This is a genomic window from Streptomyces sp. NPDC003027 (genome assembly GCF_053591435.1).
Map to the genome: position 1 here is coordinate 34,201 of NZ_JBSFTU010000010.1, position 23,066 is coordinate 57,266.

At 70.7% G+C, this 23,066-nt stretch carries 19 protein-coding genes; 9 read left to right on the forward strand and 10 right to left on the reverse strand.

The genetic code is table 11. The features are described from left to right. Positions 1 to 115 precede the first annotated feature (115 nt). Positions 116 to 1,222: a LacI family DNA-binding transcriptional regulator gene (locus ACWDX6_RS10270; RefSeq protein WP_451484506.1), complete on the reverse strand. Its 1,107-nt coding sequence runs from the start codon at positions 1,220 to 1,222 to the stop codon at positions 116 to 118. A gap of 379 nt (positions 1,223 to 1,601) precedes the next feature. On the opposite strand from ACWDX6_RS10270, the gene hisC reads away from it, so the two are divergent. Next, on the forward strand, positions 1,602 to 2,729 hold the full coding sequence (hisC, locus tag ACWDX6_RS10275) for a histidinol-phosphate transaminase (protein ID WP_451484600.1): 1,128 nt from the start codon (positions 1,602 to 1,604) through the stop codon (positions 2,727 to 2,729). 26 nt (positions 2,730 to 2,755) lie between these two features. Here hisC and ACWDX6_RS10280 read toward each other — a convergent pair whose 3' ends face one another. Continuing rightward, positions 2,756 to 3,136, reverse strand: a complete 381-nt coding sequence (locus ACWDX6_RS10280) for a cyclophilin-like fold protein (RefSeq protein WP_451484507.1) — start codon at positions 3,134 to 3,136, stop codon at positions 2,756 to 2,758. A gap of 203 nt (positions 3,137 to 3,339) precedes the next feature. Here ACWDX6_RS10280 and ACWDX6_RS10285 point away from each other — a divergent pair, with 203 nt between their 5' ends. The 4 genes from ACWDX6_RS10285 (at position 3,340) to ACWDX6_RS10300 (ending at position 11,331) form a co-directional block, all read left to right on the forward strand. Then, positions 3,340 to 4,848 carry a cytochrome ubiquinol oxidase subunit I gene (locus ACWDX6_RS10285; protein WP_451484508.1) on the forward strand — a complete coding sequence of 503 codons (1,509 nt, stop codon included), beginning with the start codon at positions 3,340 to 3,342 and terminating at the stop codon, positions 4,846 to 4,848. A gap of 18 nt (positions 4,849 to 4,866) precedes the next feature. Beyond that, positions 4,867 to 5,871 (forward strand): cytochrome d ubiquinol oxidase subunit II, encoded by a 1,005-nt coding sequence (gene cydB, locus ACWDX6_RS10290; RefSeq protein WP_451484509.1) that lies wholly within the window; start codon positions 4,867 to 4,869, stop codon positions 5,869 to 5,871. A 69-nt stretch (positions 5,872 to 5,940) separates the two neighbouring features. Continuing rightward, positions 5,941 to 9,582: a thiol reductant ABC exporter subunit CydD gene (cydD, locus tag ACWDX6_RS10295; protein WP_451484510.1), complete on the forward strand. Its 3,642-nt coding sequence runs from the start codon at positions 5,941 to 5,943 to the stop codon at positions 9,580 to 9,582. A gap of 21 nt (positions 9,583 to 9,603) precedes the next feature. Continuing rightward, positions 9,604 to 11,331: a sensor histidine kinase gene (locus ACWDX6_RS10300; RefSeq protein WP_451484511.1), complete on the forward strand. Its 1,728-nt coding sequence runs from the start codon at positions 9,604 to 9,606 to the stop codon at positions 11,329 to 11,331. 101 nt (positions 11,332 to 11,432) lie between these two features. Here the strand turns inward: ACWDX6_RS10300 and ACWDX6_RS10305 are convergent, their stop codons facing one another. The 6 genes from ACWDX6_RS10305 to ACWDX6_RS10330 form a co-directional block, all read right to left on the reverse strand. Next, positions 11,433 to 12,290, reverse strand: a complete 858-nt coding sequence (locus ACWDX6_RS10305; protein WP_451484512.1) for a Cof-type HAD-IIB family hydrolase — start codon at positions 12,288 to 12,290, stop codon at positions 11,433 to 11,435. Between the two features lie 83 nt (positions 12,291 to 12,373). Next, a complete protein-coding gene (locus tag ACWDX6_RS10310) occupies positions 12,374 to 13,276 on the reverse strand; it encodes an LLM class flavin-dependent oxidoreductase (protein ID WP_451484513.1) in 903 nt (300 codons plus the stop codon). A gap of 131 nt (positions 13,277 to 13,407) precedes the next feature. After that, positions 13,408 to 13,950 carry an RNA 2'-phosphotransferase gene (locus tag ACWDX6_RS10315; protein ID WP_451484514.1) on the reverse strand — a complete coding sequence of 181 codons (543 nt, stop codon included), beginning with the start codon at positions 13,948 to 13,950 and terminating at the stop codon, positions 13,408 to 13,410. 155 nt (positions 13,951 to 14,105) lie between these two features. Beyond that, positions 14,106 to 15,059 (reverse strand): MerR family transcriptional regulator, encoded by a 954-nt coding sequence (locus ACWDX6_RS10320; RefSeq protein ID WP_451484515.1) that lies wholly within the window; start codon positions 15,057 to 15,059, stop codon positions 14,106 to 14,108. Between the two features lie 228 nt (positions 15,060 to 15,287). Next, positions 15,288 to 17,063, reverse strand: a complete 1,776-nt coding sequence (locus tag ACWDX6_RS10325) for an SDR family oxidoreductase (protein ID WP_451484601.1) — start codon at positions 17,061 to 17,063, stop codon at positions 15,288 to 15,290. Between the two features lie 2 nt (positions 17,064 to 17,065). Beyond that, positions 17,066 to 17,920, reverse strand: a complete 855-nt coding sequence (locus ACWDX6_RS10330) for a M24 family metallopeptidase (RefSeq protein ID WP_451484516.1) — start codon at positions 17,918 to 17,920, stop codon at positions 17,066 to 17,068. 249 nt (positions 17,921 to 18,169) lie between these two features. Here ACWDX6_RS10330 and ACWDX6_RS10335 point away from each other — a divergent pair, with 249 nt between their 5' ends. Genes ACWDX6_RS10335 through ACWDX6_RS10350 form a run of 4 tightly spaced genes read left to right on the forward strand, consistent with a single transcriptional unit; the run spans position 18,170 to position 21,679 of the window. Then, complete coding sequence (locus ACWDX6_RS10335; RefSeq protein ID WP_451484602.1) at positions 18,170 to 19,138, forward strand: ABC transporter ATP-binding protein; 969 nt, start codon at positions 18,170 to 18,172, stop codon at positions 19,136 to 19,138. After that, positions 19,135 to 20,037 (forward strand): ABC transporter permease, encoded by a 903-nt coding sequence (locus ACWDX6_RS10340; RefSeq protein WP_451484517.1) that lies wholly within the window; start codon positions 19,135 to 19,137, stop codon positions 20,035 to 20,037. Before ACWDX6_RS10335 ends, ACWDX6_RS10340 begins: the two co-directional genes overlap by 4 nt. Continuing rightward, positions 20,034 to 20,945 (forward strand): ABC transporter ATP-binding protein, encoded by a 912-nt coding sequence (locus ACWDX6_RS10345; RefSeq protein WP_451484518.1) that lies wholly within the window; start codon positions 20,034 to 20,036, stop codon positions 20,943 to 20,945. Before ACWDX6_RS10340 ends, ACWDX6_RS10345 begins: the two co-directional genes overlap by 4 nt. Before the next feature lie 14 nt (positions 20,946 to 20,959). Next, positions 20,960 to 21,679 (forward strand): ABC transporter permease, encoded by a 720-nt coding sequence (locus ACWDX6_RS10350; protein WP_451484519.1) that lies wholly within the window; start codon positions 20,960 to 20,962, stop codon positions 21,677 to 21,679. A gap of 93 nt (positions 21,680 to 21,772) precedes the next feature. Here the strand turns inward: ACWDX6_RS10350 and ACWDX6_RS10355 are convergent, their stop codons facing one another. Together ACWDX6_RS10355 and ACWDX6_RS10360 are read right to left on the reverse strand one after the other, a co-directional pair. Further along, positions 21,773 to 22,831: an MFS transporter gene (locus ACWDX6_RS10355; RefSeq protein WP_451484520.1), complete on the reverse strand. Its 1,059-nt coding sequence runs from the start codon at positions 22,829 to 22,831 to the stop codon at positions 21,773 to 21,775. Further along, the gene (locus tag ACWDX6_RS10360) at positions 22,828 to 23,052 is read right to left on the reverse strand and encodes a hypothetical protein (protein ID WP_451484521.1); all 225 of its coding nucleotides are present in this window, start codon (positions 23,050 to 23,052) and stop codon (positions 22,828 to 22,830) included. The genes ACWDX6_RS10355 and ACWDX6_RS10360 overlap by 4 nt, the downstream gene beginning before the upstream one ends. Positions 23,053 to 23,066: the final 14 nt, after the last annotated feature.

Here is a 23,066-nt window from a genome sequence, read left to right on the forward strand (position 1 = left end):
ATCCGGGTCCACTCCGGGTTCACCGGTTGTTTCGCCCGAATTGAGAAGGTCCAGGCCAGGGTGAGAGCCGGGTCGACCCATGGTTTGGGCCGAACCACGGCAGGTACAGATTCTCTCAGTCGGTCGAGGGGGAGCGGGGCGGACTGACGGTCGTCCGCGGTGGACGCCTCTGGGAGGACGTACGGACGATGAGTTCGGTGGGTATGACCTGTTCGACCGGTCGGTCGGTCTCGGTCCCCTCGATGGCGTCGATGAGGAGCTGGACGACGGCCGTGCCGATCCGGCGTGGCTTGAGCGAGAGCGTCGTGACGGGCGGGTCGGTGTTGGCGTAGACGGTCGACTCGCTGCAGCAGACCAGCAGGAGGTCGTCCGGTACGCGCAGTCCGTAGCGGCGGGCGGCCGCCAGCAGGTCGGTCCCGTTGGGATCGAAGAGTCCGTACACGGCGTCGGGCCGATCGGGGCGGGCGAGCAGCCGGTCGGCCGCGACAGCGCCCGCGCACGGATCGTGCGCCGGGTAGGCCTCGTAGACGGGGTCCTGTCCGACCCGCTGGCACCAGTCGAGGTACGCGGTGGTGGACAGACGGGTGTAGGTGTCGGTGCTGGTGCCGGTGAGCAGGCCGATCCGACGGGCGCCGGCGGCGGCGAGGTGGTCGAGGAGTTCGAGGACGGCGGCTTCGTGGTCGTTGTCGACCCAGGCGGTGACCGGGAGGGTGCCGGCGGGGCGCCCGTCGGAGACGACCGGGAGGCCCTGGCGGACGAGCTCGGCGACGACCGGGTCGTGGTCGGAGGGGTCGATGACGATGGTCCCGTCGAGGGCGACGTTCGACCAGACGTCGTGGCGGGAGGTGGCGGGCAGGATGACCAGGGCATAGCCGCGAGCGAGCGCGGCCGAGGTGGCGGCTCTGGCCATCTCCGCGAAGTAGGCGAATTCGGTGAAGGTGAAAGGTTCATCCCCGTACGTCGTCACGGTCAGACCGATGAGGCCCGACTTGCCGGTACGGAGGGTGCGAGCAGCCGCGGACGGGCGGTAGCCCAGCCGGTCTGCGACCTCGCGAACGTGGCGGCGGGTGGCGTCCGGGAGCCGGCCCTTTCCATTGAGTGCGTCGGAGACAGTCGTGATGGAGACCCCGGCGGCGGCGGCCACATCCCGGATGCCCGCTCTGCCCTGCCGGCTTCCCCGGGTCTGTGCCCGGCTCACCTGGTGCTTCCCTGCTGCTGTCATGGCGAGCCGATAGTAGGGCGAGGTCCGGTGGTTGGGCCGGTCGCATATGCACTCGTTGACAGGCACGTTTCTGCATGATCAATAAGCAGTAACCACCTTGCAAACCAAGGCACTTAGGGGTGCTCTGGTTTGATCCATGGTTGTCGACGCGCATGGGCCTGCCAAGGGGGTCATGTCTCGAAGAGGTCTCAACTCACCTCTACGGGGGACGCGCGCCACGGCGCACGCCACCGGCGCACGCCACCCGTCCCCGCGCTCTGTTCCGTTTTCCACAGTCGTCGGCGTTCGTTGTCCACAGCCCATTCGCAGCGGAGGCGAATCCTCATAAGGTGAGGAGCATTGGTGGTACGTACGGTCGAGGAGGACCACAGTGAGCGCAGTGAGCGAGACCGGCGCGGCCGGCGAGGCGGCCGGCGGAGCCGGCGGGACGAGCGCGGGCGGCCCGAAGCTGCGCGCCGTACTGGACGGCATTCCCACCTACAAGCCGGGCAAGCCGGCCGCCGCGGGTGGCCCGGTCGCCTTCAAGCTGTCCTCCAACGAGAACCCGTATCCGCCGCTGCCCGGAGTGATGGAGAGCGCGCTGGCCGCGGCCGCGAACTTCAACCGCTACCCCGACATGGCCTGCACCGCTCTGATGGAGGAGCTCGCCGACCGCTTCGGCGTCCCCCTCTCGCACCTGGCCACCGGCACCGGCTCGGTGGGCATCGCCCAGTCGCTGATCCAGTCGACGGCCGGCCCGGGTGACGAGGTCATCTACGCCTGGCGGTCCTTCGAGGCGTACCCGATCATCACGCTGATCAGCGGGGCGACCCCGGTGCAGGTGCCGCTGACCGACGGCGAGGTGCACGACCTCGACGCGATGGCGGAGGCGATCACCGACCGGACCCGGCTGATCTTCGTCTGCAACCCGAACAACCCCACGGGCACGGCCGTGCGCCGGGCCGAGCTGGAGCGCTTCCTGGACCGGGTGCCCTCCGACGTCCTGGTGGTGCTCGACGAGGCGTACCGGGAGTTCGTCCGCGACGCCGACATCCCGGACGGCATCGAGCTCTACCGCGACCGCCCGAACGTGGCCGTGCTGCGGACGTTCTCCAAGGCGTACGGCCTGGCAGGGCTGCGCGTGGGTTTCGCGATCGCCCACGAACCCGTGGCGGCGGCGCTGCGCAAGACGGCGGTGCCCTTCGGGGTGAGCCAGGTGGCGCAGGACGCGGCGGTGGCGTCGCTGCGTGCGGAGGACGAACTGCTCGGACGAGTCGGCTCGTTGGTGGCCGAGCGCGAGCGGGTCCACGCGGGGCTCGTGGCCCAGGGCTGGACCGTGCCGGACACCCAGGCGAACTTCGTCTGGCTGCGGCTCGGTGAGCGGACGGTGGACTTCGCGGCGGAGTGCGAGCGGCACGGCGTGGTGGTGCGGCCGTTCGCGGGTGAGGGCGTGCGCGTCACGATCGGTGAGTGCGAGGCGAACGACCTGTTCCTGAAGACGGCGGAGAGCTTCCGGAAGGACCGCTAGGAGGCCCTGACCCGGCGGACGGGCCCCTACTCCGTCACCAGCTCCACGCGGATCGGGTCGCCGTCCCTGACGGTGGCCAGCACGCTCGGGTCGCCGTCCAGTGCGCCCAGGAGGTTGCACGGGCTGGCGAGCCGGCACTCGGCGCCCCGGGATATCGGGGTGGGGCCGTAGGGGAGCGCGAGCGCGTCGCCCTCGGTCCAGAAGGCGACGGTGCCCGGCTCGACCACCTGCCGCGCGTCCGCTTCGACCGCAGCCGAGACAGGTGTGTCGAAATACACTTCCTCCCCCCAGGTCCGGGCGGTGGAGCAGATCGGAAGAGCCCCCACGAGCGCTTTGCTCGTGGGGGTTTCGTCGAGAGTGGCCGTGGTGTGCCCGGCCGGCCAGGAAATACGGATCTGAAGGTCCATGCCCCCGATTCAACAATATGTTGAAGGTCTGGGGAAGGGGTGACCATCGAGTAGGGGGCCCCCGGTCTTACGTACGGATTTCGCATGAGTCATAATTGCTTGTGAATGTGAACGCTTTCACAAGCGTGAGGGTTCATCCCGGGATGGGTGGGATTGAGGAGCGCCCGCTCCCTGTGACCACGGCGATGTAAGGAGAAGACGACGTGGACCTCGCTCTGGCGCCAGAGACTCTGGCGCGATGGCAGTTCGGCATCACCACCGTCTACCACTTTCTCTTCGTCCCTCTGACGATCTCCCTCGCCGCGCTCACCGCCGGTCTCCAGACCGCCTGGGTACGGACGGAGAAGGAGAAGTACCTCAGGGCGACGAAGTTCTGGGGCAAGCTGTTTCTGATCAACATCGCCATGGGTGTGGTCACCGGCATCGTCCAGGAGTTCCAGTTCGGCATGAACTGGTCCGACTACTCGCGCTTCGTCGGTGACGTCTTCGGCGCGCCCCTCGCCTTCGAGGCGCTGATCGCCTTCTTCTTCGAGTCGACCTTCATCGGCCTGTGGATCTTCGGCTGGGACAAGCTGCCCAAGAAGATCCACCTCGGCTGCATATGGATGGTGTCGATCGGCACCATCCTCTCCGCGTACTTCATCCTGGCGGCCAACTCCTGGATGCAGCACCCGGTCGGCTACCGCATCAACGAGGAGCGCGGCCGGGCCGAGCTCACGGACTTCTGGCTCGTGCTCACCCAGAACACCGCCCTCACCCAGTTCTTCCACACCATGACGGCCGCCTTCCTGGTCGGCGGCGGGTTCATGGTCGGTATCGCCGCCTTCCACCTGGCGCGCAGGAAGCACGTTCCGGTGATGCGGACCTCGCTCCGGCTCGGTCTGATCACGCTGATCATCGCCGGACTCGGCACGGCCGTCAGCGGTGATCTGCTCGCCAAGGTCATGTTCAAGCAGCAGCCCATGAAGATGGCCGCCGCCGAGGCGCTCTGGGACGGCGAGGCACCCGCACCCTTCTCGATCTTCGCCTACGGCGATGTCGAGAAGGGCCACAACAAGGTCGCCATCGAGGTCCCGGGTCTGCTGTCCTTCCTCGCCAACGGCGACATGACCTCGCATGTCCCCGGCATCAACGATGTCAACAAGGCCGAGCAGGAGAAGTACGGCCCCGGTGACTACCGGCCGAACATTCCGGTCACCTACTGGGGCTTCCGTTGGATGATCGGCTTCGGCATGGCCTCGCTGACCATCGGCATGATCGGTCTCTGGCTGACCCGTAAGAAGTTCATGCTCTCGCCGGGCATGCGGACCGGTGAGGACGAGGTGCCGAACCTCGTCCTGTTCAAGGGGAAGGCGCTCGGCCCGCGCCTGACCAACTGGTACTGGATCGTCGCCCTGTGGACCATGGCCTTCCCTCTGATCGCCAACTCCTGGGGCTGGATCTTCACCGAGATGGGCCGGCAGCCCTGGGTGGTGTACGGCGTCCTGCGCACCAGGGACGCCGTCTCCCCCGGCGTCTCGCAGGGCGAGGTGCTCACGTCGATGGTCGTCTTCACCCTCCTCTACGCCGTGCTCGCCGTGATCGAGGTCAGGCTGCTGGTGAAGTACGTCAAGGCCGGACCGCCCGAGCTCACGGAGGCCGACCTCAACCCGCCCACCAAGATCGGCGGGGACGACCGCGACCCCGACCGGCCCATGGCCTTCTCGTACTGAGGCTCAGGAGACCGAGGCATGGAACTTCACAACGTCTGGTTCGTACTCATCGCCGTCCTCTGGATCGGCTACTTCTTCCTCGAAGGCTTCGACTTCGGCATCGGAGTCCTGACCAAGCTGCTCGCCCGCGACCGCTCCGAGAAGCGGGTGCTGATCAACACGATCGGTCCTGTCTGGGACGGCAACGAGGTATGGCTGCTCACCGCCGCCGGCGCCACCTTCGCGGCCTTCCCCGAGTGGTACGCCACGCTCTTCTCCGGCTTCTACCTGCCGCTGCTGATCATCCTGGTCTGCCTGATCGTGCGCGGTGTCGCCTTCGAGTACCGGGCGAAGCGGCCCGAGGAGAACTGGCAGCGCAACTGGGAACAGGCCATCTTCTGGACCTCCCTGATCCCCGCCGTGCTGTGGGGCGTCGCCTTCGGCAACATCGTGCGCGGAGTGAAGATCGACGAGCACAAGGAGTACGTCGGCACCCTGTTCGATCTGCTCAACCCGTACGCCATCCTCGGCGGCCTGGTCACGCTCGGCCTCTTCACCTTCCACGGGGCGGTCTTCGCCGCGCTCAAGACGGTCGGGGACATCCGGGTACGGGCGCGGGCGCTCGCCTTGAAGCTGGGGCTCGCCACCGCCGTACTCTCGCTCGGATTCCTGCTCTGGACGCAGGCCGACCGGGGCGACACCGGGAGCCTGGTCGCCATGGCCGTGACCGTGGCGGCGCTGGTCGGTGCGATCGGCGCCATCAAGGCGGGGCGTGAGGGCTGGTCGTTCGCGCTGTCGGGCGTCACCATCGCGGCGACGTTCGCGATGCTGTTCCTGACGCTCTTCCCGAACGTCATGCCTTCTTCGCTCGACCCGGCGTGGAGCCTCACCGTCACGAACGCGTCGTCGAGCCCGTACACGCTCAAGATCATGACCTGGTGTGCGGCGATCGCGACCCCGCTGGTGCTGCTGTACCAGGGCTGGACCTACTGGGTGTTCCGCAAGCGGATCGGCACGCAGCACATCGCCGACGCCGCCCACTAGAACCGCCCATCGAACCGTCCATGAGCGCCGCCGTACAGGAGTGCAGTGCATGAGTAGGGGATGTTTCACGTGAAACCGATCGATCCGCGTCTGCTCCGGTACGCCCAAGCCACCCGTCTCTTCCTCGCGGCGGTGGTGGTTCTCGGCCTGGCCGGGGCGGCGCTGGTCGTCGCCCAGGCGATGCTCATCGCCGAGGTGGTGGTGGGAGCCTTCCAGAAGGGGCTGTCGGGCACCGCGCTGAGCACCCCGCTGCTGCTCCTCGCCGGGGTCGCGGGCGGACGGGCGCTGGTCTCCTGGCTGACCGAGCTGGCCGCCCATCGGGCCGGGGCGGCGGTCAAGTCGGAGCTGCGCGGGCGGCTGCTCCAGCAGGCGGCAGTGCTGGGACCGGGGTGGCTCAGCGGCCAGAAGGCCGGCTCGCTGGTCGCGCTGGCGACCCGGGGAGTGGACGCGCTCGACGACTACTTCTCGCGGTACCTGCCGCAGCTGGGGCTCGCGGTCGTGGTCCCGGTGGCGGTCCTGGCGAGAATCGTCACCGAGGACTGGGTCTCGGCGGCGGTCATCGTCGTCACCCTGCCCCTCATCCCCCTCTTCATGATCCTCATCGGCTGGTACACCCAGGCCCGGATGGACCGGCAGTGGAAGCTGCTGTCACGGCTCTCGGGGCACTTCCTCGATGTGGTGGCCGGGCTCCCGACGCTCAAGGTCTTCGGGCGGGCGAAGGTCCAGGCCGAATCGATCCGCGCCATCACGTCCGAGTACCGGCGGGCCACGATGAAGACCCTGCGGATCGCGTTTCTGTCGTCCTTCGCCCTGGAACTGCTGTCGACCCTCTCGGTGGCGCTGGTCGCGGTCGGTATCGGCATGCGGCTGGTCCACGGCGATCTGGACCTCTACACGGGTCTGGTCATCCTCATCCTGGCGCCCGAGGCGTATCTGCCGATCCGGCAGGTCGGGGCGCAGTACCACGCGGCGGCGGAGGGGCTCGCCGCCGCGGAGGAGATCTTCGACGTACTGGAGACGCCGGTGCGGCAGGGCGGCGCCGCGTCGGTGCCCCCGTCGTCCCCGCGCCTTGTGCTGGAGAAGGTGACCGTCCGTCATGCGGGGCGTACCGAGCCGTCGCTCGACGCGGCCTCGCTGGTGGTGGAGCCCGGCGAGACGGTGGCGCTGGTGGGCCCGAGCGGCGTCGGCAAGTCGACACTGCTCGATGTGGTGCTGGGGTTCGCCGTGCCCGAGCAAGGCGGCACGGTACGGGTCGGTGGCCGTGAGCTCGGATCGCTGGACCTGGCGGAGTGGCGGTCTCGGATCGCCTGGGTGCCGCAGCGGCCGTATCTCTTCGCGGGCACGATCGCGGAGAACGTCCGCCTGGCCCGGCCGGACGCCTCCGACGCGGCGGTTCGACAGGCCCTGCGGGACGCCGGTGCGGACGGTTTCGTCGACGGACTCCCGGACGGCGTGGAGACGGTCCTGGGCGAGGACGGAGCGGGGCTCTCGGCGGGGCAGCGTCAACGCCTCGCCCTCGCCCGGGCGTTTCTGGCCGACCGGCCCGTGCTGCTCCTGGACGAGCCGACGGCCGCGCTCGACGGTGAGACGGAAGCGGCCGTCGTCGACGCGGTGCACCGCCTCGCGGTGGGCCGCACGGTGCTCCTGGTCGTCCACCGTCCGGCGCTGCTCGCGGTCGCCGACCGTGTGGTGGAGCTGACCCCGCAGATGGCGACAGCCGCGGGGCCGGCTCGCGTCGACGGTGCCGATCTCGCTGGGGAGGTGTGGGGGGCGGCCGGCCGGTCCGCCGACGGCGGCGCGATCGCCGAGGGCGTCGAGGCGGTCGGCCGCGAAGGTCGCGGCGGTTCCGCCGGTCAGGATGGGCGCGGTGGCGGCACCGGCCCCGCCGGTCAGAAGGGTCGCGGTCTCTTCGGGCGCGTGCGTGCCATGGCCGGGGAGCTCAAGGGACGGATGGGGCTCGCCCTGCTTCTCGGGAGCCTGGCGCTCGGATCGGCCGTCGGCCTGATGGCGGTGTCCGGATGGCTCATCTCCCGCGCCTCCGAACAGCCGCCGGTGCTCTATCTGATGATGGCCGTCACCGCCACCCGCGCGTTCGGCATCGGTCGAGCCGTCTTCCGTTACGCCGAGCGCATCGTCTCCCACGACGCCGTGCTGCGGATGCTCGCGGAACTGCGGGTCTCCGTCTACCGGCGCCTGGAGCGCATCGCCCCCGCCGGACTGCGCCGCACCCGGCGCGGCGACCTCCTCTCCCGGCTCGTCCAGGACGTCGACACCCTTCAGGACTACTGGCTGCGCTGGCTGCTCCCCGTCGGCGCCGCGCTCATCGTGGGCGCCGGTTCCGTCGGGTTCACCACCTGGCTCCTGCCGGAGGCCGGGGCGGTCCTTGCCGCCGGCCTGCTGGCCGCGGGCGTTGCGGTCCCCGCGCTGAGCGGTGTCCTCGCCCGCCGGGCCGAGCGGCAGCTCGCCCCCGCACGCGGAGCCCTGGCCACCACGGTCGTCGACCTCCTGCGGGGCTGCGCGGAACTGACGGTCGCCGGTGCGCTGCGCCACCGCCTCGACAAGGCCAGGGCCGCCGACCGCACCCTCACCGCCATCGCTTCCCGGCAGGCAGCCGCGACGGCGCTCGGCGCCGGTCTGTCCGCGCTCGCCTGCGGTCTGACGGTCGCCGCCGCCGCGCTCGTCGGTGTCCAGGCCGTTCGCGACGGTCGCCTGGACGGCGTGAACCTCGCGGTCGTCGTCCTCACCCCGCTCGCCGCGTTCGAAGCCGTCATCGGCCTCCCGCTGGCCGTCCAGTACCGCCAGCGCGTCAAGCGGAGCGCCGAGCGGGTGTACGAGGTGCTCGACGCGCCCCTCCCCGTACACGAGCCGGAGCACCCCGCCGCGCCGCCGCGGAGCCCCTTCCCGCTGGAGGTCGCCGGTCTCTCCGCCCGGCACGCCGGGCAGGAGCGGGACGCGCTCTCCGGTTTCGCGCTCACCCTGGAGGCCGGCAGGCGGGTCGCCGTCGTCGGCACCTCCGGGTCGGGGAAGACCACTCTCGCCCAGGTGCTGCTGCGCTTCCTCGACGCCGGCGCGGGAACCTACCGCCTCGGCGGGGTGGACGCGGCGGCGCTCGACGGCGACGACGTCCGCCGCTTCGTCGGGCTCTGCGCCCAGGACGCGCACACCTTCGACAGCTCCCTGCGCGAGAACCTGCGCCTGGCCCGTACCGACGCGAGCGACGACGACCTGCGCGCCGCTCTCGGCCGGGCCCGGCTCCTCGACTGGGTGAGCGGGCTGCCCGACGGCCTCGACACCATGGTGGGCGAACACGGATCGAAGCTCTCCGGCGGTCAGCGGCAGCGCCTCGCGCTGGCCCGGGCACTCCTCGCCGACTTCCCCGTCCTCGTCCTCGACGAGCCGGCCGAGCACCTCGACCTCGCCACGGCGGACGCGCTCACCGACGATCTGCTGCGGGCCACCGAGGGCCGTACCACCGTTCTGATCACCCACCGGCTGCGCGGTCTGGACGCCGTGGACGAGGTGGTGGTCCTGGACGAGGGCCGGACCGTGCAGCGCGGTCCGTACGCGGAGCTGACCGGGATCGACGGTCCTCTGCGCCGGATGCTGGAGCGGGAACGGGCGAGCGACCTGTCGCTCGCCGCCGGAGAGCGCACGTCCGAGCGACAGACCGGCGACCGTTACGTCCGAGCAGCCGACTTTCCTCGCCAATGAGGACTTACTAGGCTCAAGGTCATGACCGCCGCCGTGCCCGATGGCCCGGAGCCACAGGAAGCCGGCCCCCTCGAAGCCGCGACCCGGGCCACCCGCGGCCTGCAGGGCCTGTCCACGGAGCTCACCGCCCGGGTGCCGCAGCTCCTGGAGGCCATGCGCTCGGTCGGCACGGGCCTCGAACTGCACTCGACCCTCGACCGCATCTGCCAGACCGCCGCCGAACTCGCCGACGCGCGCTACGCGGCCATCGGGGTCGTCGACGAGGAGGGAGAGGGCCTCTCCGACTTCCTCACCCACGGCGTCGGCGAGGACGTGGCCCGCCGGATCGGGCGGCTCCCCGACGGCCGGACCGGGCTCCTCGGGGCGCTGATCCGGAGCTCCGGGACCATCCGGCTCACCGATCTGTCCTCCGACGCCCGCTCGGCCGGCTTCCCACCGGGCCACCCGCCGATGAGGAGCTTCCTCGGGGTTCCCCTCCGCGTCCAGGGCGAGAACTTCGGCAACCTCTATCTCGCCGAGAAGAACGGCGGGGGCGAGTTCGACGACCACGACGTCCACATGGTCCGGGTCCTCGCCACCGAGGCCGGGATCGCGATCGGCAACGCCCGCCTGTACGAGGCCGCCCGGCAGCGGGAGCGCTGGATCGACGGCTCGGTCGCCGTCACCACCGCCCTGCTCTCCGGCGGCGACGCCGACGACGCACTGACGGTCGTGGCCGAACAGGCCCGCCGGCTCGCCGGCGCCGCGGCCGGGATCGTGCTGCTGCCCGCCGAGGAGGGCGGCCTGGAGATCGTCGCCGTGTCCTCCGCCACGCCCAGCGAGTCCCTGGGCGTGGTGATCCCGCCGGAGAGCGCGGTGGTGGAGCGTCTTCTCGACGGCGAGGCGGTGTTCGTGGACGACGTCTCGACCGATCCCCGCATGCTCAGCCGGGTGGCGGCCGAGTACGGACCCGGCATGCTGCTGCCGCTGCACAGCGGAGGCAGGGTGCTCGGCGCTCTCGCGACCCCCCGCGCGCGGGGCGCCCTGCCCTTCACCGAGGCCGAGCGGACGCTGGCCACGCAGTTCGCCTCCCAGGCGGCGCTGGCCCTGATGATGGCCGACGCGCAGCGCGACCGGGAGCGGCTCGCCGTGTACGAGGACCGTGACCGGATCGCCCGTGATCTGCACGACCTCGTCATCCAGCGGCTGTTCGCCACCGGGATGATGCTGGAGAGCGCGCAGCGCAGGTCGGTCGTGCCCGCCGTGCGGGAGGGTGTCGGCAAGGCCGTGGACGAACTGGATGTGACGATCCAGGAGATCCGTACGGCCATCTTCGCGCTCCAGCAGGGCCCGGCCGAGGCTCCTTCGAGTCTGCGGACCCGTGTACTGAGGGAGATCAACATGGCCGCCGTGCCGCTCGGCTTCAAGCCCGCGCACCGCTTTCTCGGCCCGGTCGACTCCGCCGTCGGCGACCCCACCGGCAAGAACCTCATCGCCGCCCTCCGAGAGGCGCTTTCCAACGCCTTCCGGCACGCGGAGGCAACCCGCATCGAGGTCGTCGTCGACGCGGACGCCGAGCTGCCCGACGGCAGCGCCGGGGTGCGGCTCTCGGTCGCCGACGACGGCGTCGGCATCCCCGAGGGCGGGCGGCGCAGCGGTCTGCGCAACCTGGCGCGGCGCGCCGAATCGCTGGGCGGATCGAGCTGGAGCGGACCGGGCCTCGGCGAGAACGGCGGCGGTACGACGGTGGTGTGGGAGGCCCCGTTGTAGCGGGCCCGCGGCCGAGGCGGACCCCACCTTCCCGGGTCTCCTCACCGCCCCGCGGCCGAGGCGGGCCCCGCCTGCCGGCGTCCGTGACCGGCGCGGACGTGTCAGTCGTCGAGGGTGCCCGCGAGGATGCGTTCGATGATCACGGCCACTCCGTCGTCGTTGTTGGCGACGGTACGGCCGGAGGCGGCGGCGATCACGTCCGGGTGGGCGTTGCCCATCGCGTACGAGCGGCCCGCCCAGCTGAGCATCTCGATGTCGTTGGGCATGTCGCCGAAGGCGACGACCTCGTCCGCCGAGATGCCCCGCTCGGCGCAGCACAGGGCCAGGGTGGAGGCCTTGGAGACGCCGAGCCCGCTGATCTCCAGCAGGGCGGTCGGGCTGGACCGGGTGAACGAGGCCAGGTCGCCGGCGGCCGCCCGGGCCACGGTCAGGAAGCCGTCCGGATCGAGCTCCGAGTGCTGCGCGAGCAGCTTCAGTACAGGGGCGGCCGCGCCCGGCTCCTCCTCGAACAGCAACTTCTCCGCGGTCGCCACGGTCGCGCCCGGGTCGAGGAAGAAGGGCGGGTACTCCGGCTCGTAGTGGATGCCGGTGGTGAGCTCCACCGCGAAGGAGGCGCCGGGGGCCGCGTCGCGCAGGGTCCGTACCACCTCCAGGGCGACCGACCGGTCCAGCGGCCGCACCTCGAGGAACGTGCCACCGGCGTGCAGATCGACGACCGCCGCGCCGTTGGCGCAGATCGCCAGGCCGTGGCCGTGGACGTGGTCGCTGACCACGTCCATCCAGCGGGCCGGGCGGCCGGTGACGAAGAAGACCTCGACACCCGCCCGCTCCGCGGCGGCGAGCGCGGCGACCGTACGCTCCGAGACGGATTTGTCGTCGCGCAGCAGGGTGCCGTCGAGGTCGGTGGCGATCAGCCGGGGGGCTGGGGCGGCGGGGCGCGCGAGGTGAGGTGAGGTCACCGATCCATTCTTCCGTACAAGATGCACGGTCGTGCGAGAGGGCGCACATCTGAGTGCGGAACGGTGACCTCCCGTGCGTGTGGTCAGCCGAGCCGGGCCACGGCCTCCGTCGCGATCCGCTCGAAGACCGCCTGGTCGGCGGTGAAGTCGGAGTCCGGGATCGGCCAGTGGATCACGATCTCGGTGAAGCCCAGCTCCCGGTGGCGGCCGGCGAAGTCGACGAAGGCCTCCAGCGACTCCAGGGGGCGCCCGCGGTCCGGGGTGAAACCGGTGAGCATGATCTTGTCGAGCTGGGCCACGTCCCGGCCGGTCTCGGCGCAGGCCTTGCCGAGCTTCTCCATCTGGCCGCGCAGGGCTTCCACCGACTGCTGCGGTGTCCCGTCCTCGAAGAGCTTCGGGTCGCCGGTCGTCACCCACGCCTGCCCGTACCGCGCGGCGAGCTTCAGCCCGCGAGGCCCGGTCGCGGCGACCGCCAAGGGCAGCCGGGGGCGCTGGCGACAGCCGGGGATGTTGCGGGCCTCCACGGCGGAGTAGTGGGTGCCGTGCTGGGTGACCGCGTCCTCGGTGAGCAGACGGTCGAGGAGGGGCAGGAACTCCCCGAACCGATCCGCCCGCTCGCGCGGGCTCCATGCCTCCTGGCCGAGGGTGGTGGCGTCGAAGCCGTTGCTGCCGGCCCCGATGCCGAGGGTGACGCGGCCGCCCGAGATGTCGTCGAGGGAGATGAGCTCCTTGGCGAGCGGCACGGGATGACGGAAGTTCGGTGACGTGACCAACGTCCCCAGGCGCAGGCGTTCCGTGGCGGTCGCGGCGGCTGTCAGCGTCGGCAGGGCGCCGAACCACGGGCCGTCGCGGAAGGTCCGCCAGGACAGGTGGTCGTAGGTGTACGCGGCGTGGAAGCCCAGCTCCTCGGCGCGCACCCAGCGGTCGCGGCCGCCCTCGTGCCAGCGGTGGACGGGCAGGATCACGGTGCTCAGGCGCAAGGTCATGCCCACGAGCCTACGACCGTCACGATTCACCCGTGGCCGGGGCGACTCCCGCTCCCCGCTGTCCCGGTCGGCTCCAGCGCGGAACAGGTGCGGCTCTCAGCGCACCTCAGACCGGGAACTCTCAGCGCACCTCAGCCAGGGAAGCGGAGGAACTCCGGAGGGACCGCGTCGGTCAGCCAGACGCCGTTGGCGCTGACGTGGAAGACATGGCCGGCCCGGTGCATCGCGCCGGCGTCCACGCTCAGGACCACCGGGCGGCCCCGTCGTGCGCCGACGCGGGCCGCGGTTTCTCGGTCGGGGGAGAGGTGGACATGGTGGCGGGCCATGGGGCGCAGACCCTCCACGCGGATCGCGTCCAGGCGGGCGGCGACCGTGCCGTGGTAGAGGTAGGCGGGCGGTTCGGCGGCCGGAAGGTCGAGGTCCACCTCGACCGTATGGCCCTGGCTGGCGCGGATCCGGGTTCCTTCGATCGCGAAGCGCTTCTTGTCGTTGCTCGCGACGACGTGGTCCAGTTCGTCACGGGTGATCGGGAAGCCATGGGCCGCCGCCGCCCGCAGCAGGGCGTCGATCTCGGTCCAGCCGTTCGCGTCGAGGACCAGTCCGATCCGTTCCGGCTGGTGACGCAGGTGCTTGCTGAGGTACTTCGACACCTTCACGGTGCGTCTCTCGTCCATGGGTCCGTCCATGGCGCCAGGATGCCGAAGAGCGTTTCAGGCCACCATTCGATTTCGGGAGAGCGGATGTTTGGTCCACAAGCAACTCGACTTATCCACAGGTGAATTGGCGATTCTGTGGACAACGATCGGGGAATTGAAGCGGATTGGTCTATTCAGCTACTTTCGCGGGGGTTTGAGGCAAGGGCGTCCAATGTCCTTGTCTGCACCTCGCGTTCCGCTGCCGCGGCGATGAAGGCGGTGACGTGTTCCGGTCCAACAAGCCTCTGTACGGCCCGAATCGTTCCCGAGGGAAGTGCCACCGGCCGGGGCTCGTCGTCCCGCAGCGGGACGGGGTCGGCCGAAAGGTGGTGCTGAAGGTGGCGGGTGGCGAACAACCGCATCGCCCGGGCGAGTTCGGCGTCCACCGTCTGCTGGGCGAGCGGCCGCAATTTCCGCACCAGCGTCGCCGCCTCGGCGGCGTCCGCGTCGGTGGGCGGCCGGTGTTCCAGATAGCGTGCGAAGACATGCTCGGTCGTGAACTCCAGGAAACGGGACGCTATGTGCTCAACCTGCACCCGAAGCTCCCTCAGATGTCCCGCGATTGCCGAGAGCGGAACACCCGCCGCGTACAACTCGGCTGCGACAGCGAGCTCTTGGGGGCTGGGCACCAGGAATTCGTCCTCGCGGTCCGGAATCCGCTCCAGGACACCCAGCTCGATCGCCTCGCGGACCGCCTCCTCGTCGGGCTTACCGCCGAACGTGGCGTCCAGCTCCTCGCGGGAGATCCGGTCGGCCTCCTCGTCCGTCCAGGGGCCGTCGACCTCCGCGACGAGACCCAGCACCCCGCCGAGCCCCCGCCCCGCGTCCCAGGCCTCCAGGAGCTCCTTGATGGAGGCCAGGGTGTAACCCCGGTCCAGCAGATCCGCGATCTGCCGCAGCCGGGCCAGATGCGTGTCCCCGTACACGTTGGACCGGCCCCGACGCTCGGGACGGGGCAGCAGGCCACGGTCCTGGTAGGCGCGTATCGTCCGGACCGTGGCGCCGCTGTGGTGGGCCAGATCCTCGATCCGGTACTCGGGCGGGGACGGCTGCCCGCCGCCGGCCGCCCGTGCTGACTGCTCCGACACACCCGCTCCCACCGCTTGCTCCGCCCGCCTACACCGGCACGGCGCGGCCCGCCGCACCGGCCGCGGCCCTCGCCACCGGGGAGGCCGCGAGGCACTCCGCGGCCTTGCGCGGGGACCCCTTCTGTGAGGGATGGTACGACCGCCGGGGGAAGCGGCGCGCCGCTCCCCCGCCGCGCGCCACCGGCACCTGCCGCGGACGGCGGCCCGGTGCCCCGCCCCCGCTAACACTCATGCCGGTGGTTCCAGCCGGGCTATCGCCCGCAGCGCCCTGGGGGCGAACCGGGACAGGAAGCGGGCTCCGCGCGCCTCCGGGGTGACCGGTACGACGGCTTCGTTGCGCAGGACCGCGCGCAGGATCGCGTCCGCGACCTTCTCCGGCGGATAGTTGCGCATCCCGTACAGGCGGGAGACCTGCTTCTGCCGGCGCTTCTGCTCCTCGTCGCCGGCGCCGGCGAACCGGGCCGTCGCGGTGATGCTGGTGTTCACGATGCCGGGGCATATCGCCGTGACGCCGATGCCCTGCCCCGCCAGCTCGGCCCGCAGGCACTCGCTCAGCATCAGCACGGCCGCCTTGGAGGTGCTGTACGCGGGCAGGGCGCGGGACGGCTGGAAGGCGGCGGCGGAGGCGGTGTTGACGATGTGGCCGCCCTGGCCGCGCTCGGCCATCTGCCCGCCGAAGATCCGGCAGCCGTGGATCACGCCCCACAGATTGACGTCGAGGACCTTCTTCCACTCCTCGCTGGTCGTGTCGAAGAACGAACCGGTCAGTCCGATGCCGGCGTTGTTGAACAGGACATCGACGACGCCGTGGTCGCTCGCCACCTTCGCGGCCAGCTTCTCCATGGCCAGCTCGTCGCTCACGTCGACGGTCTCCGCCCACGCCTCGGGGGCGCCGATCAGCCGGGACATCTCCGCCGTCCGGGCCGCGCCCTCGCCGTCCAGGTCGACGGCGACGACGCGGGCACCGGCCTCGGCGAACGCGAAGGCGGTGGCCCGCCCGATGCCACTGGCGGCGCCGGTCACCAGGACCAGTTGCCCGCCGAAACGCTCGGCGTACTCGGGCCTCACCGCGCTCCTCGTCGCCGTCCTCGGCGCCTTGGTGGCCGGTTCCTCGTTGCTCTCGACGAACTCGGTGATCCAGGCGGCCAACTGGTCGGGCCGGGTACGGGGGACCCAGTGCTTGGCGGGCAGGGAGCGCCGGGTCAGGTCCGGCACCCAGGAGCCCAGTTCGTCGTAGAGCCGCTCGGAGAGGAACACGTCACCGGTCGGGGTGATCAGCTGCACGGGCGCGTGGGCGTACGCGTCGGCGCGCGGCCGGCGCAGCCGTGCGCGGACGTTGTCGCGGTACAGCCAGGCGCCGTGCGCCGCGTCGGAGGGCAGGGAGGGCGTCGGATAGTCCCCGGCCGGTACCTTCTCGATCCGCTGGAGGATCTTGGGCCACTGCTTGCCGAGCGGCCCCCGCCAGGCCAGCTCCGGCAGCACGGGCGTGTGCAGAAGGTACACGTACCAGGATTTGGCGCCCTGGCCGAGGAGCTGGCCGACCCTGCGTGGGGTGGGCCGGGCGATCCGCTGTTTGATCCAGTGGCCGAAGTGGTCCAGGGACGGGCCGGACATCGAGGTGAAGGAGGCGATCCGTCCCTCGGTGCGTGCCACGGTCACGAACTCCCAGGACTGCACCGACCCCCAGTCGTGCCCGACCAGGTGGACGGGCCGGTCCGGGCTGACCGCGTCGGCCACGGCCAGGAAGTCGTCCGTCAGCTTCTCCAGCGTGAACCCGCCGCGCAGCGGGGCCGGCGCCGTGGACCGGCCGTGTCCACGGACGTCGTACAGCACCACGTGGAAGCGCTCGGCGAGCCGGTGCGCGACCTCCGACCAGACCTCCTTGGAATCCGGGTAGCCGTGCACCAACAGGACGGTCGGCCGGCGCTCGTCGCCCAGCTCGGCGACGCACAGCTCGATCCCGCCCGTACGGATCCAGCGCTCACGCGCCCCCTCGAGACCCACGTTCACGCCGCCGCCCTCTCGTTCTCGTTCCAGCGCCGCACATGCGGCAGGTCGTCGTCCAGCCAGAACGCGCTCTGCTCGGGATCCTTCGAGTCGGTGACGACGAGGATCTCCTCGAACTTCGCGCCGGTCCCCCGGAATCCGAGGTGCGGCTCGACCGCCCACAGCCCAGGACGGGGCGGGTGGTCGGAGAACCTGTAGGGCGACCAGAGCGGCGACCAGCCGTCCCGGTGGCCGTGGATCGCGTCGCTCGCGAGGCCCTTGAGCGCCTGGGTGCCGAAGCCGAAGAGCGTGGGCGACCAGCGGCGCTCCCTCACCCGGTCGATCTTGTGGGCGATGACGCCGAAGGGGTACGCGCGGTGGCGGTTGGCGTAGCCCTGGCGGACCATGAGCCGGTCCACGTCCTCATAGATCTCCCGCAGCGAGCGCCGCTCGCGCACCTCGGTCAGGATTAGCTCCCGGTGGGCCCGCAGATCGGCGAGCAGCTTGTCGTGCACGGGGTTGAGCCCCAGACAGCCGGAATAGCCGATGTCGGAGGTGTAGCCCTTGTACACCGGGGCCATGTCCAGGATGAAGGGCATGCCGGCTTCGAGGCGCCGGCCGGTGGGGAAGAACTGGAGGGGGATCTTGAAGTCGACGAAGGCGGTCCGGTCGCCGAACCAGGCGAAGGGCCGGTGGAACCAGTCGCGTACGCCCCGCTCGTGCAGCCAGTCCCGCTGCATCTTCGCGGCCTCGCGCTCACTCACCCCCGGCTTGAGCTGCGCCGCGACGGCCTCCGCGCATGCGTACGCGAGGCGTTGCACCTCCCTGAACCCCCGCAGCTCCGCGGTCGGTTCACCTGTCACTGCTGAGGTCATGCCGATCGCCCGTCCCGTGTGAGCGTATGCGTGCGCTACGCGGCCGTAACTTGACACTGATGAATGTGACAATGCCCGGCGGCTGCGTCAAGGGTCCTGCGCGAGGGCTGTGGAAAACCTCGGGCGAGGGCGCGACGAACGACTTTGGTCTCGACTCCCCTACGGGTCCGTACACCTGGAGTCTGATAGAGATCGAGCCGTTGGGTTGACGACCGGTGTGGTGTGCGCCACTACCGTCGAAGCGTGACTGTGATCGCCACCGAAAGCCTCAGCAAGCGGTTCCCCCGGGTGACCGCTCTCGACCGGCTCTCCCTGGACATCGGGCCCGGTGTGACCGGACTGGTGGGTGCCAACGGAGCCGGCAAGTCCACGATGATCAAGATTCTGCTCGGGCTGTCCCCCGCCACGGAGGGCCGTGCCGCCGTGCTCGGCCTGGACGTCGCCACTTCCGGCGCCCAGATCCGTGAGCGTGTGGGGTACATGCCGGAGCACGACTGCCTGCCCCCCGACGTCTCGGCCACCGAGTTCGTCGTCCACATGGCGCGGATGTCGGGCCTGCCCGCCACCGCCGCCCGCGAGCGGACGGCCGACACCCTGCGCCACGTCGGCCTGTACGAGGAGCGGTACCGCCCCATCGGCGGATACTCGACCGGTATGAAGCAGCGGGTGAAGCTGGCCCAGGCCCTGGTCCACGACCCGCAGCTGGTCCTGCTCGACGAGCCGACCAACGGCCTCGACCCCGTCGGCCGCGACGAGATGCTCGGCCTGATCCGACGGGTCTGGACCGACTTCGGCATCTCCGTCCTCGTCACCTCCCACCTCCTGGGAGAGCTGGAGCGCACCTGCGACCACGTCGTCGTCATCGACGGCGGGCGACTGCTGCGTTCCAGCTCCACCAGCGACTTCACCCAGACCACCACGACCCTCGCGGTCGAGGTCACCGACTCCGACACCCACGCCGACGGCACGGCGGCCCTGCGCACGGCGCTCGCCGGCGCGGGCGTCACCCTGCACGAAGGGGTGGAGGACGGACTCCCGGGCGCCGGCCACATCCTCCTCGTCGAGGCCGCGGGCGAGGAGACGTACGACCTGGTCCGTGACACCGTCGCCGACCTCGGCCTCGGTCTCGTCCGTATGGAGCAGCGACGGCACCACATCGCCGAGGTCTTCCGTCCCGAGGGCTCCCAGGAACAGCAGCAGGAGGTGCCGGCGCGATGAGCACCCAGGCCCAGACCCCCGAGACCACCCAGATCCACAACATCGGCTACCGCACCTACGACGGGGAGCGCCTCGGCCGGGCGTACGCGCGCCGGGCGCTGTTCTCGCAGTCGCTGCGCGGCGCGTACGGCCTCGGCCGCAGCGCCAAGTCCAAGGTGCTGCCGATGATCCTCTTCGCCGTGATGTGCGTTCCCGCGCTGATCATCGTGGCCGTCGCCGTCGCCACCAAGCTGAAGGACCTGCCGCTGGACTACACGCGGTACGCGATCTTCACCCAGGCCGTCATCGGGCTGTACCTCGCCTCCCAGGCGCCCCAGTCCGTCTCCCGGGACCTGCGGTTCAGGACCGTTCCGCTGTACTTCTCGCGCCCCATCGAGCGCGTCGACTACGTCCTCGCCAAGTACGGGGCGATGGCCTCGGCGCTCTTCATCCTGACCGCCTCCCCTCTGGCGATCCTCTACATCGGCTCGCTGCTCGCCAAGATGGACTTCGCCGACCAGACCAAGGGGTTCGGCCAGGGCCTGGTGTCCGTGACACTGCTGTCGCTGCTGTTCGGCGGCATCGGGCTGGTCATGGCCGCGCTCACGCCGCGCCGCGGCTTCGGAGTGGCGGCCGTCATCGCCACCCTGGTGATCTCCTACGGCGCGGTCTCCACGCTGCAGGGCATCGCGTACGGCACGGACAACCTCGACGCCATCAAGTGGATGGGCCTGTTCTCCCCGATCACCGTGATCGACGGAGTGCAGACCGCCTTCCTCGGTGCCACCACCTCCTTCCCCGGAGGGGAAGGAGCAGGGCCGGGTGCCGGAGCGGGTGCGGTCTATCTGCTCGTCGTCCTCGCGCTGATCGCCGGCTCGTACGCCGTCCTGATGCGCCGCTACCGAAAGGTCGGGCTGTGACCACGATCAACATCGACCACGCCTCGCGGTGGTTCGGCAACGTCGTGGCCGTCAACGACGTCACCATGACGATCGGCCCGGGCGTCACCGGTCTCCTCGGTCCCAACGGCGCCGGGAAGTCCACCCTCATCAACATGATGGGCGGCTTCCTCGCCCCCTCGACCGGCACCGTCACCCTCGACGGACAGCCGATCTGGCGCAACGAGTCCGTCTACCGGCAGATCGGCGTCGTGCCGGAGCGGGAGGCGATGTACGACTTCCTCACCGGTCGCGAATTCGTCGTCGCCAACGCCGAGTTGCACGGCCTGGGCGCCGACGACGCCCAGCGCGCGCTCGCCACGGTCGAGATGGAGTACGCGCAGGACCGCAAGATCGCCACGTACAGCAAGGGCATGCGGCAGCGCGTGAAGATGGCCTCGGCCCTCGTCCACGATCCCGCGGTGCTCCTGCTCGACGAGCCGTTCAACGGCATGGACCCGCGCCAGCGCATGCAGTTGATGGACCTGCTGCGGCGCATGGGCGCCCAGGGCCGCACGGTGCTGTTCTCTTCCCACATCCTGGAGGAGGTCGAACAGCTCGCCTCGCACATCGAGGTGATCGTGGCCGGACGGCACGCCGCCTCCGGCGACTTCCGCAAGATCCGCCGGCTCATGACCGACCGGCCGCACCGCTATCTCGTACGGTCCAGCGACGACCGGGCGCTCGCCGCAGCGCTGATCGCCGACCCGTCCACGGCCGGTATCGAGGTCGACCTGGCGGAGGGCGCCCTGCGCGTCCAGGCGGTGGACTTCGGCCGCTTCACGGAGCTGCTGCCCCGCGTCGCCCGGAGCCAGGGGATCCGGCTCCTGACGGTGTCGCCGTCGGACGAGTCTCTCGAATCGGTCTTCTCGTACCTCGTAGCGGCCTGAAAGGAGCCTGACCGATGTACAACCCCACAGTCGCCCGGCTCACCTACCGGGCCCTGCTCGGCCGCCGGCGGGCGCTGATCCTCTTCGCGCTGCCCGCGCTCCTGATCGTGATCGCCACGGCGGTACGCGTCTTCAACGGCGCCGACGACCAGATCGCCGCCGACGTCCTGGGCGGCTTCGCCCTCGCCACCATGGTCCCGCTGATCGGCGTCATCGCCGGAACGGGCGCGATCGGACCCGAGATCGACGACGGCTCGATCGTCTACCTGCTCTCCAAGCCGGTGAAGCGGCCCACGATCATCTTCACCAAGCTGATCGTGGCGATCGCCGTCACGATGGTCTTCTCCGCCGTCCCCACCTTCATCGCGGGCATGATCCTCAACGGGAACGGGCAGCAGGTCGCGGTGGCTTACACCGTCGCCGCCCTGGTCGCCTCGATCGCGTACAGCGCCCTCTTCCTGCTGCTCGGCACGGTCAGCCGCCACGCCGTGGTCATCGGACTGGTCTATGCCCTGGTCTGGGAGGCACTCTTCGGCTCCCTGATCTCGGGGGCGAAGACCCTCAGCGTCCAGCAGTGGGCGCTGGCGGTGGCCCAGAAGGTCAGCGGCGAGGGCCTGGTCACCTCGGACGTGGGGCTTCCGGCCGCCGTGGCACTCCTGGTCGGCGTGACGGTCCTGGCGACCTGGTACGCCGGCCAGAAGCTGCGGACGCTGAAGCTGGCGGGCGAGGAGTAGCCCGACCGCCGCGCGGGGCGCCCCCAACGTCCAAAGCCTCGCGCCCGCCACCCGGTGGCAAAGCCCCCTGCGGCTCGCGGGGGACCGGTGGTCTCAGACCTTCCGGTCCCTCGCCGCGAGCAGCCCCACGCCCAGGGCCGCCGCACAGACGCACAGCACCAGCGCGATCGGCACGGTCCAGGAGCCGGTCGTCTGGTGCACCGCCCCGGCGGCCAGCGGGCCCGCCGCGGCGAGCAGATAGCCGACGGTCTGGGCCATCCCGGAGAGCCGTGAGGCGGTCACCGCGTCGCCGGAGCGCAGGACGATCAGCGTGAGGGCCAGGCCCACCGCCCCGCCCTGTCCGACGCCGAGGACGGCGGACCACAGCCACGCCCCCTGGACCGGGGCGACCATCAGCCCCGCGTAACCCGCCGCGACCAGCGTCGTGACCAGCACGACCAGCGGACGCTGGCTCCGCATCCGCCCCGCGAGGAGCGGGACGGCGAAGGCGCCCGCCACCTGGATCAGATTGTTGAAGGCGAAGACCACGCCCGCCGTCCCCCGGCTCATCCCGTGGTCCGTGAAGATCGTCGGCATCCAGGCGATCAGAACGTACGACCACAGCGACTGCAGCCCCATGAAGAGGGTCACCTGCCACGCGAGCGCCGAGCGCCAGACGCTCCGGGCGGGCGCCGCCGGACCGCCCAGGCCGCCTGCGGGTACGCCCGCACCCACCGCGTGGCCCGTACGGCCCCGCGCGATCAGCACCTGCGGCAGCCACGCCACCGCCGCGAGCGCCGCGAGCAGCGACCAGAAGGCGAGCGAGGCCTCCCAACGCCCGCCGAAGGCCCGCTCCAGCGGAACGGAGGCCGCCGCGACCACCGTCGCACCCGCGATCATCGCGCCCGTGTAGAGCGAGGTCATGGACGCCGCCCGGTCCGGGAAGTCCCGCTTGATCAGGCCCGGCATCAGCACATTGAGCAGCGCGATCGCCGTACCGACCAGCACCCCGCCGCCGTACAGCGCGTACACCGACGGCAGGACACGCACCAGGATGCCCGCCCCCAGCAGTACCAGAGCGGCGAGGAGCACCGGTTCGGCGCCGAAGCGCCGCCCGAGCCACGGAGCCACCAGCGCGCCGACCCCGAGGAAGAGCACCGGCACCGATGTCACCAGCGAACTCGCCGTCGACGACAGCCCGAAGCCGTCGAGATCTCGCTCACCAGCGGCGAGACACTGGCCAGCGCGGCTCGCATGTTGAGGGAGGCGAGGACGATCCCGACCATCAGCAGGGCGGGGTGGGTGAGCAACGCCCGCCGCCCGCCGCCCCCTTGTGGCGAGAGCCGGACATCGGCCTCGGCGTCGACGAGCAGGGGTGTTACGGGGCGGGACAAGAGACCGTTCCTTT

Excerpts from the sequence above, each read along its gene's own strand:
- ACWDX6_RS10270 (WP_451484506.1), bottom strand. The coding sequence starts at position 1,222 with ATGACAGCAGCAGGGAAGCACCAGGTGAGCCGGGCACAGACCCGGGGA.
- ACWDX6_RS10280 (WP_451484507.1), bottom strand. The coding sequence starts at position 3,136 with ATGGACCTTCAGATCCGTATTTCCTGGCCGGCCGGGCACACCACGGCC.
- cydB (WP_451484509.1), top strand. The coding sequence starts at position 4,867 with ATGGAACTTCACAACGTCTGGTTCGTACTCATCGCCGTCCTCTGGATC.
- ACWDX6_RS10300 (WP_451484511.1), top strand. The coding sequence starts at position 9,604 with ATGACCGCCGCCGTGCCCGATGGCCCGGAGCCACAGGAAGCCGGCCCC.
- ACWDX6_RS10310 (WP_451484513.1), bottom strand. The coding sequence starts at position 13,276 with ATGACCTTGCGCCTGAGCACCGTGATCCTGCCCGTCCACCGCTGGCAC.
- ACWDX6_RS10315 (WP_451484514.1), bottom strand. The coding sequence starts at position 13,950 with ATGGACGAGAGACGCACCGTGAAGGTGTCGAAGTACCTCAGCAAGCAC.
- ACWDX6_RS10330 (WP_451484516.1), bottom strand. The coding sequence starts at position 17,920 with ATGACCTCAGCAGTGACAGGTGAACCGACCGCGGAGCTGCGGGGGTTC.
- ACWDX6_RS10340 (WP_451484517.1), top strand. The coding sequence starts at position 19,135 with ATGAGCACCCAGGCCCAGACCCCCGAGACCACCCAGATCCACAACATC.
- ACWDX6_RS10350 (WP_451484519.1), top strand. The coding sequence starts at position 20,960 with ATGTACAACCCCACAGTCGCCCGGCTCACCTACCGGGCCCTGCTCGGC.